The organism is Taibaiella soli (assembly GCF_003236175.1).
Taxonomy (GTDB): domain Bacteria; phylum Bacteroidota; class Bacteroidia; order Chitinophagales; family Chitinophagaceae; genus QKTW01.
In genome coordinates, this window is the sequence record NZ_QKTW01000014.1 from 129,735 (window position 1) to 140,871 (window position 11,137).

The following is an 11,137-nucleotide window of genomic DNA, read 5'->3' on the forward strand; positions in this document are numbered from 1 at the left end:
GAAGTCCCGACCGCATTGTCGGATCGAACGATAGATAAAAAGGATCTCCGATCCGTGTGGTGACTGCGGAGATTAAAAATCCCGTATATCTGTGGTTCGACATGCGCTTCGTTAACATGTCGAACAGCTCGTCGGTAGTGGCCAGTCCGAGATTGACATGAACTATAGACACGAGATGTACTTTGCTAATCTCGGCCGTATAAAAAAAGCGCCCACAATGTGAGCGCTTTTTGCTGTCGAACTAATTTCGTCTACCAGTCTTATTTTACTTCTTCATATTCTGCATCAGCTACGCCGCCATCGTTTTGATCGCCGGCAGTTTGCTGACCTGCACCTTCCTGACCTGGTGCGCCACCTGCGTTGTACAGATGTTCGCTCGCAGCAGTCCATGCAGCATTCAGTTCTTCAGAAGCAGCATCAATACCAGCCATATCTTCAGCTTTGTGTGCTTCTTTCAGTTTATTCATAGCAGTTTCGATCGGTGCTTTTTTATCAGCGGGGATCTTGTCGCCATATTCTTTCAGTTGTTTTTCTGTGTTGAAGATCAGACCATCAGCCATGTTCAGTTTTTCAACGCGCTCACGAACGATTTTGTCGCCTTCTTCATTCGCTTTCGCTTCGTTTTTCATGCGTTCGATCTCTTCTTTGCTCAGGCCAGAACCAGCTTCGATACGGATGTTCTGTTGTTTGCCAGTGCCTTTGTCTTTCGCAGTTACGTGCAGGATACCGTTCGCATCGATGTCAAAGATAACTTCTACCTGAGGAACGCCACGCGGAGCTGGTGGAATGCCATCGAGGATAAAGCGGCCCAGTGATTTGTTGTCTTTCGCCATTGGACGCTCACCCTGGATAACGTTGATTTCAACGCTCGGTTGGTTATCGCTCGCAGTAGAGAAAGTTTCGCTTTTCTTAGTTGGGATTGTTGTGTTTGATTCGATCAAACGAGTCATTACACCACCGTAAGTTTCGATACCGAGGCTCAGCGGAGTAACGTCGAGCAACAATACGTCTTTTACATCACCAGTCAGTACGCCACCTTGAATTGCAGCACCTACAGCTACTACTTCGTCCGGATTTACACCTTTATTTGGTTTTTTACCGAAGAATTTTTCTACTACTTCCTGAATTTTAGGGATACGGGTAGAACCACCTACGAGGATGATTTCATCGATATCACCAGTGCTCATACCAGCATCTTTCAATGCTTTGCGGCATGGTTCCAGTGTACGCTCAACCAGGCTGTCTGCCAGTTGTTCGAATTTAGCACGAGTCAGTTTACGTACAAGGTGTTTAGGAACGCCGTCTACTGCTGTGATATAAGGCAGGTTGATTTCAGTTTCCTGAGAAGAAGACAGTTCAATCTTAGCTTTTTCGGCAGATTCTTTCAGACGTTGCCAAGCCATAGGATCTTTGTGCAGATCTACTGCTTCGTCTTTTTTGAATTCTTCAGCCAGCCAGTCCATGATCACTTTATCGAAATCATCACCACCGAGGTGTGTATCACCGTTAGTAGATTTTACTTCGAATACGCCGTCACCGAGTTCCAGTACGGAGATATCGAAAGTACCACCACCAAGGTCAAATACTGCGATTTTGCTGTCTTTGTGTTGTTTGTCGAGACCGTAAGCCAGCGCTGCTGCTGTAGGTTCGTTGATGATACGGCGAACGTTCAGACCTGCGATTTCACCCGCTTCTTTAGTTGCCTGACGCTGAGCGTCGTTAAAATAAGCTGGTACAGTGATTACTGCTTCGCTTACTTCCTGACCGAGGAATTCTTCCGCTGTTTTCTTCATTTTCTGAAGAATCATAGCAGAAACTTCCTGCGGCGTATACATGCGACCATCAATATCAACACGTGGTGTGTTGTTGTCGCCTTTTACTATTTTATAAGAGTTGTGTGAGATTTCACCGCCAACTTCGTCAAAACGACGGCCCATAAAACGTTTGATGGACATGATCGTGTTGATCGGATTCGTGATCGCCTGACGCTTTGCAGGGTCACCTACTTTACGTTCGCCGTTTTTCAAGAATGCAACTACCGAAGGGGTAGTACGACGGCCTTCGTCGTTGGCAATAACCACCGGCTCGTTACCTTCCATTACGGCAACACATGAGTTGGTAGTTCCTAAGTCAATTCCAATAATTTTTCCCATAGTATGTAATTAATTATAATAGTTAGTCAGTTTGGTTTCCTTTAAATAATATGTCAATCTACATGCCAGTTACGCAAAGTGCGCTATAATGTCAGTTTTTCTGCCAAACAGAAAGAAAAATGCCCCACTGGTTGTCAGTGAGGCATTTGAGATATAAGGTATGCTGTAATCTTGTCAATCAAATTAGTGGTCCGAAGTACCTTTGATGTTCAGGCTGATTGTCTGCGGATTTACTTTCAGAGAATCCAGTGACATCGGATCGATCGGTACGTTGAAGCTGGAAACATAAGCGCGGGTTGCAAAAATACCAACCGGATAAGTGCCTTTCACGCTGCTGCGTACATTGGAGTAAAACGGTTTGATCTGATCGCCCGTAAGACCGCCTGTAAGAGACGCATATTGCTGATAATGGTACACGGTTGAATCACCGGCATAACAAAACAGGTCACAGCTGTCCATATAACGTTCGATACCCACCGGTGCAGGACCCATAGCGCCAGCCAGGAAGCTGAAGAACGAACTGTAATCTACTTTCAGCGTAATGGCAGAAGAAGAGGTGCCGAGCACGTTACTTGCAAATCTCCAGTCAGCATAATGGTCCGTTTCTTCATTAGTAGAAGTATTTTTATCTACCCAGCGGAAGCGGATGATACCATCATATGTCTGCGAATTAGGAGGAGTGCGCACATTCCACGTAAATACACCCTGCTGGCCTTCTTTTACGGTTGTGAAGGTGATCATATAGTTGTTCAGGGTAAATTCTGATACTCTGAATACTGTATTATCGTTGGTGATGACACCTGTTTGCGCAGAATCAACTTCACCGGTATTTTTATTAGTAATAATCAGGCGGTAGATATACGCAGTATTCAACGAATGCTGGTATTTGTACCCGTAGTTAGGACTTGTAAAGAAAGTGCCGTCGTCTTTTGTAAAGCCTTCTGCAGCAAGATCCACACGGTTCAGGATAGTGGTGCTGACAACATTGGCGCCACTGATTTCTTTGATTTTAACTTCGATAGCACTTTCCGGGTAGAAGCTGGAGTCAGACACTTTGGCCATATCGTAGGCGCTTTGGTGTTCGTCCATAAATGCTTTCTGGATACGGATATAGTGGGAGTTACCGTTCGCGGTGTCATTCAAACTGAAGAGACCGGTTGCAACAGTAGTATTGCGGTACGGCGCAGCGACATTAAAATCTTCAGAACAAGAACTGGCTCCTGCAATTGCAGCTAATCCCAGTACGGCTAAAAGGTTTTTTTTCATTGTATAATTCCAAATGAAGGCAAACAAAGATAATAGTTTGGCTGATTAATTAACTGGTTAATTGAGATGTACTGTTTTTATCCCGATTTTTGACAAGTTTGTGGCTTTATTCATCAATTAACAGTGGACAATTGACAGTTGACAGTGGTGTTAACCGCGAAAACTCATAATTATTTGCCACGCTCATTAAAAATACTTTTATGCCTTAGCGTTGCCGTGAGCGAATCCTTTTTATTTCAATTAACACTTGTGAACGCGGGCAGGTTTTCTGCCTTGAGCTTTAGGCTTTCTGCTTTTTGAGTATTTTTGTCGCAAAACAGACTTTAAGATGACCCTTGTTGCGCAAATAAAATGTGCTGCGGCAGATGCTTTAAAACATCTTTTTCCTGAAGCGGATATTCAACTTTCGATGATTACGGTAAATCAGACTAAACCTGAATTTACCGGAGATTATACTATTGTATTGTTCCCATTTGTAAAGCAGCTCCGACAAAAGCCGGATGTGCTGGGCAATCAGCTGGGTAGTTATCTGGTGGAAAAAAATGAACTTTTTACGGAATTTCAGATCGTAAGCGGATTTTTGAACCTGACCATCAGCGACTCATATTGGACCAACTTACTGGTAAACCATTTTAACGATGCTCATTTTGGTGAAAAACCAAAACAAGACAGACGTGTAATGGTGGAATATTCTTCGCCGAATACCAACAAGCCGCTGCATTTCGGGCACCTGCGCAATAATTTTCTTGGTTTTGCAATGGGCGAAATTCTCAAAGCAAACGGAAATCAGGTTGTCAAAGCTAATCTGATCAATGACCGCGGTATTCATATCTGTAAATCGATGATCGCGTGGCAGCGCTTTGCCGATGGCGCTACACCGGAAAGTACCGACACTAAGGGCGACCATCTGGTGGGCGACTATTATGTGAAGTTTAACGATATCCTGAAAGAGCAGACAGCGCCGATTATGGACCGGATTTTTCATGGAGATTTTGATGATCTGGATGCAGCGGCAGCTGATAAAGCAGCAAAACTGATTGCAGCGTACAATAAGCCTGAAGTAAAAGACGACAAGGACAAAGCTGACAAAATAAAAGGTGATATCAAGGAAATCGCACAAAACCATACGGAAATTCAGCTGGCGGCAAAAGAAATGCTGCGTCAGTGGGAAGCCGGAGATCTGGAAGTGCGTAAACTTTGGGAAACCATGAATGGCTGGGTGTATCAGGGTTTCAGTGAAACCTATAAAAGACTCGGCGTTGATTTTGACAAGATGTACTACGAAAGCGAAACCTACTTGCTGGGTAAGGAAATCGTGGTGAAAGGTCTGGAAAAAGGTGTGCTGTTCAAGAAAGAAGACGGTTCTGTTTGGATCGATCTTACTGCCGATGGTCTCGATGAAAAATTGCTGCTCCGTGGCGATGGTACTTCCGTGTATATGACACAGGATCTTGGTACTGCTGTGCTTAAGTATAATGATTTCAAACTCAATCAGTCGATTTATGTAATTGCTGATGAGCAAAATTACCACATGCAGGTGCTGAAACTGATTCTTGAAAAGCTCGGTGAACCTTGTGCTGACGGTGTTTTTCATCTTTCTTATGGCATGGTGGAATTGCCTACAGGCAGAATGAAAAGCCGTGAAGGTACTGTTGTGGATGCCGATGATATGATCAATGAAATGTTGCGTCTGGCTCAGGAACAAACGGAAGAAGCGGGCAAGACGGAAGGTTTTACACAAGAAGAACTCAAGAAACTATACAATACAATTGGCTTGGGCGCGTTGAAATTTTATCTGTTGCGCGTAGATCCTAAAAAGAAAATGATCTTCGATCCGAAAGAATCGATCGATCTGCATGGATTTACTGCAACATTTATTCAATATGCACATGCGCGGATTTGCTCAATTCTGCGTAAAGAGCATGTGGCTGTTATGCCTGATAACGCGGGTTTCCATCATTTCAAAATGACCGCGCCGTTTGAAAAAGCAGAGAAAGATCTGATCATTACGTTAGATCAGTATCCGATGATGCTGGAAAGTGCTGCGGCTGAATATAATCCTTCGCAGTTGTGTAGCTATGCATTCCATCTGGCACAGTTATTTAATACTTTTTATGATCAGCATAGCATTGCTAATGCAGAATCAGAAGAGAAAAAGCAATTGCGTCTGATGCTTATCGTAATGACGGCTCAAATCCTGAGACGTTCTATGAAATTGTGTGGTATTAATTTGCCAGAGAAAATGTAATTCAATTGACTGTGCACAATTGACAGTTGCTCGTTTTTGCTTACTCGCGCTTGTCACCTTGGGTGGAGTCGAAGGGTAAACGATTCAATAATGAAATAATACTCGCGCTGAAATCCTCCACCTTTTAGAGGAGGCCAAAAGAAAAGCGGACCTGAGAACAGGTCCGCTTTTTTTAGCACTACTTGAAATGAAAAACTACTCTACTATAATTTTTCCAAGCGCCTTACCCTTTGTGGTGTTTACTTCGATGAGGTAAATGCCTTTTGCATATCCCGTCATGTCAAATGTTTTGTTGTAACCGTTGCCGGAAACATGCTGCTGATCAGTCATGATGGCACGGCCGTCAATGCTGCAGATGCGAATGGTTACATCACCGGAAATATTTTGTTTCAGCTGTACTGTAAATGCGTCTTTGGCAGGATTCGGGAAGCAACTGAATACATCAGCCTGCGTTACCGTTTTTACACCCGCAGGTTGTGCAACTGTAATTGTTTTTGAAGCCGAATCTGTACAATTGCCAAATGTGTATGTATACTGAATGGTAAATGTTCCCGCACCTGCAATGCCTGGATTAAATTGGCCATTTGAAACGCCGGTACCGCTGTAAGTACCACCGGCAGGACTTCCGCCAGTCAGTGTAAACGCAGGATCCACATCGGTTTTGCCAGTAGGAAGATTTGCCAGCGTTACGGCAGGACAATTTGCATCCAGCGTATAAGTTTTAGTTGCAGAACAACCTACACTGTCGGTAACAGTAACCGTAAATGTGTACGGACCGGAAATTGTGTCAGTGCCGGCCAATGCACCTGCGCTCGATAATGACAAGCCGGAAGGAAGTGTACCCGTAGTCACCGCGAATGTAACAAAGCCAGTGGCGCCGGTTTGCGTAATGTTGGTTGTGTACGGATTGCCAACTGTAGAAGGCGTCAGCGTAGCTGGCGCAATGCTGATATTACATGGCGGTTCAATGCCGAGGTAGCCGTTAAAGCGAATATTCTGTGCATACACGCCACCGCTGCTCAGTCGGGTATCAATCCAGGATACAACAATTTGTTTATGGATGAATGCACCTGCTACTACTTTCGATTTATTGCTTTGCGCCACACTTACTTTTACCGGAATACTCCACGGGAACGTACCCGAGTAGCCTACTTTGGTAGCGAAAATAGTAGTTGGAGCAGGCTGTGTACCGACACTATAAACAATTACCACACCGGTATCCATGTTTACCGCATTATTGATGCTGATTGCGTCGGCATTCTGTCCGCTGGATAATGGCACTACTTGCAGGCCGCCAGGGAAAGCCAGTGCGCCGGACGTATCAACTTTTTGCAGGTAAATTGCCTGCTGACCTTGAGAGGAAGAAGTCAAAAGGATGTTTGCGAAATATTTATTCGCATTTTTTGAAAACATATTGCCCGCTTCGAAACGCTGTGTGGTCGTGCCGGTAATCAGTTCATAGCCGTCTGTATTCCAGGTATGGCCGTCTGAATAGACCCGTTGTGCAAATACATCGCTGATGGTGTTGCTGGCAGGGTTGCCGGTTGTGAACGACAGGAAAAATCCGCCATAACCATCTGTAACCGGAGAAGGGAAGTAGGCGAAACCAATGTTTTTAGTGGAAACAGAGGTCGGTGTTGCCCAAACCGGACTTCCGGAGCCGTCGAATTTTTGTGCATACATCGTAGATACACCCAGCCCGCTGCCAGAGCGTTGTACATATTGCATGATAAATACATCGCCATCAGAAATGACGATTTGCGGACGTTCATACTTTTTAGGGCTGCTCGTAGCCGGATCGATTATTTCCTTTTGCCAGATCATAGTACCATTCGGATCGAATTTCTGGTAAGAGATGTAACTTTTTGAGCCAGATGCGCCCCAGGCTACCAAAACATTATTAGTAGGCGTAATGGTTACAACCGGTCCCAGTCCTGAGCTGGCGCTCGCAACAGTATCTCTCAGTTGAATGCCGCCAGCGCCCCATACAAAATTTCCGGATTGATCTACTTTGAAAATAACAGGCCAGTTGATTCCCGAGCCACTGCGCTGGTCTTGAGTTGCAATAATAGCGTTGCCGCCTGTATCTACTTTCAGATCGGAACGGAATAATGCGCTTCCGTGCAGTGAGTCAACCAATAGTCCTTTGGCGCCCCAAAGTTTGTTGCCGTTTGAGTCAATCAACTGAATGCGCGTTTGGAGACCAGAGGAACCTGTATTGGCTTCTGCCCAGGTAATGAATGAATTACCATTTGGTGCTGTTACCATTTTAGACTCCATGGCATTTAACCCGGTAGTGTCTCTGATTTTCGTGTTGTTGAGTGAATCTGACGTAAACTGAGCCGTAGCAGTCCGGCTGATGCCTACGCACAACAAGAGGGTCGAAAAGGATAAGAGTAGTTTTGCTTTTTTCATAAGAGAAAAATTGATATTTTGAACAATTGAAATAACAATCCCATTCATTACCAGCCGTTAAGCTGATAATAATCACGTCAGTACAGGAATTGCGGGTATGATTTAAAGTTATTATTTATTAAAGGCACATGTGAGCGGACAGGTCATTATCGCGGAATCTTGCTAAAGCGGAATTGAACATGTTGAAGTCTGGCAGCGTAAAAACACGGTCCGTGATTTGAGTGGTACTACTCAAAAAGCATGGAATCAATTAATTGAGCATCATTGGCCAACAGGCATTTTTTAATTTAAACGGATGAAACCATCGATCAGAATATCAATCTGTTGCTTTGTGCTCCTGCTTTTGTGGGCATTGCCGGCAAATGCACAATTGGCTGAGATCGGGAAGCTTTCTTCGCCGTCAGATAGTGCAGACGCCCTTGTCTACAAACTTTGCAGCGATTACAATACCAAAAAAATCACGGCTCCTGAGTTTATAACACGGGCCGATTCTTTAATGGTAAACGCTGCCAATCGTCAATCGCAGCCCGTATTGCTTGCGTTGTATAAAGATGTTGCCTGGAGTGATGAACAGTTTCGGAAATCGCGCATCAGGTATTTTTTCTACAGTGCCGTTAACGAACTCAATAACCGAAATCTTGGCAGTGCCGTTTTTTTCTACCGGAAAACATTGGATTATTGTTCATCGCCTGCTGATATCCGTTTCTTTCTGCGATCTTATGTCGGTTTGCTGATGATAAACGGTGAAATTGGAAATGCGGCCAAAGGACTTGAGGAATACAGGCACGTCCTGCCCTTGGTCGACTACATCTGTCAGCGTCCTCAAAGCTGGAAAATGGAGGAGCTTGCAGAAAATGCAATTTTACTTTCCTATGGAGCCGGCGCCTATGCAGGAACCGGAAACGTGACGGAAGCAAAAAAAAGTTTTAGCCGGCTGGCAATCCTGCGCCGTTATGCTGATAGCGTGTTGCCGTTTTTGCATTCGCAGGCAGAAAAAAAGCACGCGTATTTTATCGGTTACAAATATTTTCTGACCAGTTATCAGTTTCGCAGTTTTTACCGCGACGAAAAAGGAGCACTGGCGGATATAAGAAATGCCTGGACTTACAGCAATAAGCAGGGAGAAGATGAGAGCGATGCCAGTCTTTATATTTATTCTACGCTCGCGCAATTTTTCCTGGCGCAACACAACACAGACAGCGCTGCTTACTACATCCATCTTTTCGAATTACAAAGCACCAAAGAAAGGTACCGGCTAAAGAAGCATTCGCAGGAGCAGTCGTATTATCTCGCCAGTCTTTATACTGAGTTAAATCAGGCAAAGGGAAATCTGCCACGGGCGTTATTTTACGCACGACGAGCCTCCGATATACAGGATTCCATCTATCAGGCGATGACGCTGGATTATTACAACAATCTTTACGCACAGACGCAGGCCGCTTATGATAAAGACCAGCGTATAAAAACAGAGATCGCGAAAAGTAGAACAGAACATTTCAATTTTCTGCTGGAGTTGTTTATTTTCATTGTGATACTGGCAGCGGTGATGCTTTTTTATTGGAACAGGCTTAAACAAAGGCAGGCGATTGTACAGTCTAAACTGAATCTTGCCCGGAACATCCACGATGAAATTGCTCCGATGCTATTGTATGCAAAAATGCTGATGAAAGCAGAATCCCGTAAAAATGGAAACGTTCCGATTGTTCCTGAACTGGACCAGCAAATAGGGAAAACGCTGGAAGCTGTGCGGATGCTGGCGCATGAACTGAAATCGGAAGAGCAGTATACGGTTAGTGACCTTGGCCGTTTTTTACAGGAGCAGTTGAAGAAAAATGAAAAGATAAATGGTACCGAGTTTTCATTATCGGTAGAAGACGGAACGAAAATACTTAGCTTGTATCAGTTTGATCATCTTAAAAAGATATATGCTGAGCTTATTGCCAATACCATTAAACATGCTGAAAGTACAGCTATCAGCATTACCATAAAATTGGCGGGGCAAAAGTTGTGTCTGAATTACAGCGATAATGGAAAAGGTCTTGAAAATGTCGATGGCAAAGGAATTGGGTTGGACAACATACAAGAAAGAACACGTCAGTTGAAAGGGACGTTTTTATTAGAGAATAATTATCCCAACGGTTATAAGGTTACGGTAGAGATACCCGTATAAACATGGAAACGACAAAAAAATATCACTCGGTGCTGGTTGTTGATGATCACAAGATGATTGTCAACGGTATAAAACTGTTGATCGGTGAATACTTTCAGCATTTTTACGCGGCACACGATGGAGCGGAAGCCGTGAGCATGGCGTTGCGTCACCAGCCGCGTCTTATCATCATTGATTTTTCCCTGCCCGATACACAGGGCGATGTAGTGGTTCAAACCATCCGGCAGAAAATAAAGGATGTAAAAGTGCTGGTTTATTCATTCAACTTTAATGCTGAAGCGATTCACAAAATGTTCTTCGCAGGTGTAAATGGTTATGTCGTGAAAAGTGAAAACGACGATGAGTTTCTGGATGCGATTGACGCTGTTTTAGAAGACCGGGATTATTTCTGCAAAGAAGCCCGCAATCATATCATCAACCGGATTTTACCGGTTACCGAAAATGCAAAATTTATTGCAGCCAATACAGAATTTACCCAAAAGGAAATTGAAATTATCCGCCTGATTTGCCAGCAGAAAAATGCCAAAGAAATCAGCAGTCAGGTATTCCTTTCTGAGCGCACTGTCGAACAATATCGCAGCAGCATCGTGCGCCGTATCGGTGAAAAAAGCATTATCGGTATCTTGAAATTTGCACTGAAGAATGGCATTGTGCGGTTGGAGGATCTTTAGGGGAATGGCCAATGGTGAATCGTCAATGCTCGTGTTGAATTGAGGGATTCACACTACGGGTATAAAAAAATACGGTCCTTTAGATTTGCCTTGGCAATTCCCTAAAGACATTACTATTATTATTACTATTTCTTTTTTGCTTCTTTTTTCTTTAGAAATCCACAAATTTTGTGGATAAATAACTAACCTCAGCAGGGACGGATTACCTATACGG

At 44.0% G+C, this 11,137-nt stretch carries 6 protein-coding genes; 3 read left to right on the top strand and 3 right to left on the bottom strand.

Annotated elements, in window-relative coordinates; translation table 11 throughout:
- Positions 1-260 precede the first annotated feature (260 nt).
- Both dnaK and DN068_RS09175 read right to left on the bottom strand, forming a co-directional pair.
- Positions 261-2,153 (bottom strand): molecular chaperone DnaK, encoded by a 1,893-nt coding sequence (dnaK, locus tag DN068_RS09170; protein WP_110998607.1) that lies wholly within the window; start codon positions 2,151-2,153, stop codon positions 261-263.
- A 183-nt stretch (positions 2,154-2,336) separates the two neighbouring features.
- Positions 2,337-3,419 carry a hypothetical protein gene (locus tag DN068_RS09175; protein ID WP_110998608.1) on the bottom strand — a complete coding sequence of 361 codons (1,083 nt, stop codon included), beginning with the start codon at positions 3,417-3,419 and terminating at the stop codon, positions 2,337-2,339.
- Between the two features lie 328 nt (positions 3,420-3,747).
- Between DN068_RS09175 and argS the strand changes: the two genes are divergently transcribed.
- Complete coding sequence (gene argS / locus DN068_RS09180; RefSeq protein ID WP_110998609.1) at positions 3,748-5,667, top strand: arginine--tRNA ligase; 1,920 nt, start codon at positions 3,748-3,750, stop codon at positions 5,665-5,667.
- 195 nt (positions 5,668-5,862) lie between these two features.
- On the opposite strand, the gene DN068_RS09185 is transcribed toward argS, so the two are convergent.
- Positions 5,863-8,082 carry a T9SS type A sorting domain-containing protein gene (locus DN068_RS09185; RefSeq protein ID WP_165836336.1) on the bottom strand — a complete coding sequence of 740 codons (2,220 nt, stop codon included), beginning with the start codon at positions 8,080-8,082 and terminating at the stop codon, positions 5,863-5,865.
- A 295-nt stretch (positions 8,083-8,377) separates the two neighbouring features.
- On the opposite strand from DN068_RS09185, the gene DN068_RS09190 reads away from it, so the two are divergent.
- On the top strand, positions 8,378-10,252 hold the full coding sequence (locus DN068_RS09190; RefSeq protein WP_110998611.1) for a sensor histidine kinase: 1,875 nt from the start codon (positions 8,378-8,380) through the stop codon (positions 10,250-10,252).
- A 2-nt stretch (positions 10,253-10,254) separates the two neighbouring features.
- Positions 10,255-10,923: a response regulator gene (locus tag DN068_RS09195; protein ID WP_110998612.1), complete on the top strand. Its 669-nt coding sequence runs from the start codon at positions 10,255-10,257 to the stop codon at positions 10,921-10,923.
- The last annotated feature ends 214 nt before the right edge of the window (positions 10,924-11,137 follow it).

Excerpts from the sequence above, each read along its gene's own strand:
- dnaK (WP_110998607.1), bottom strand. The coding sequence starts at position 2,153 with ATGGGAAAAATTATTGGAATTGACTTAGGAACTACCAACTCATGTGTT.
- DN068_RS09195 (WP_110998612.1), top strand. The coding sequence starts at position 10,255 with ATGGAAACGACAAAAAAATATCACTCGGTGCTGGTTGTTGATGATCAC.
- DN068_RS09190 (WP_110998611.1), top strand. The coding sequence starts at position 8,378 with ATGAAACCATCGATCAGAATATCAATCTGTTGCTTTGTGCTCCTGCTT.
- DN068_RS09175 (WP_110998608.1), bottom strand. The coding sequence starts at position 3,419 with ATGAAAAAAAACCTTTTAGCCGTACTGGGATTAGCTGCAATTGCAGGA.
- argS (WP_110998609.1), top strand. The coding sequence starts at position 3,748 with ATGACCCTTGTTGCGCAAATAAAATGTGCTGCGGCAGATGCTTTAAAA.
- DN068_RS09185 (WP_165836336.1), bottom strand. The coding sequence starts at position 8,082 with ATGAAAAAAGCAAAACTACTCTTATCCTTTTCGACCCTCTTGTTGTGC.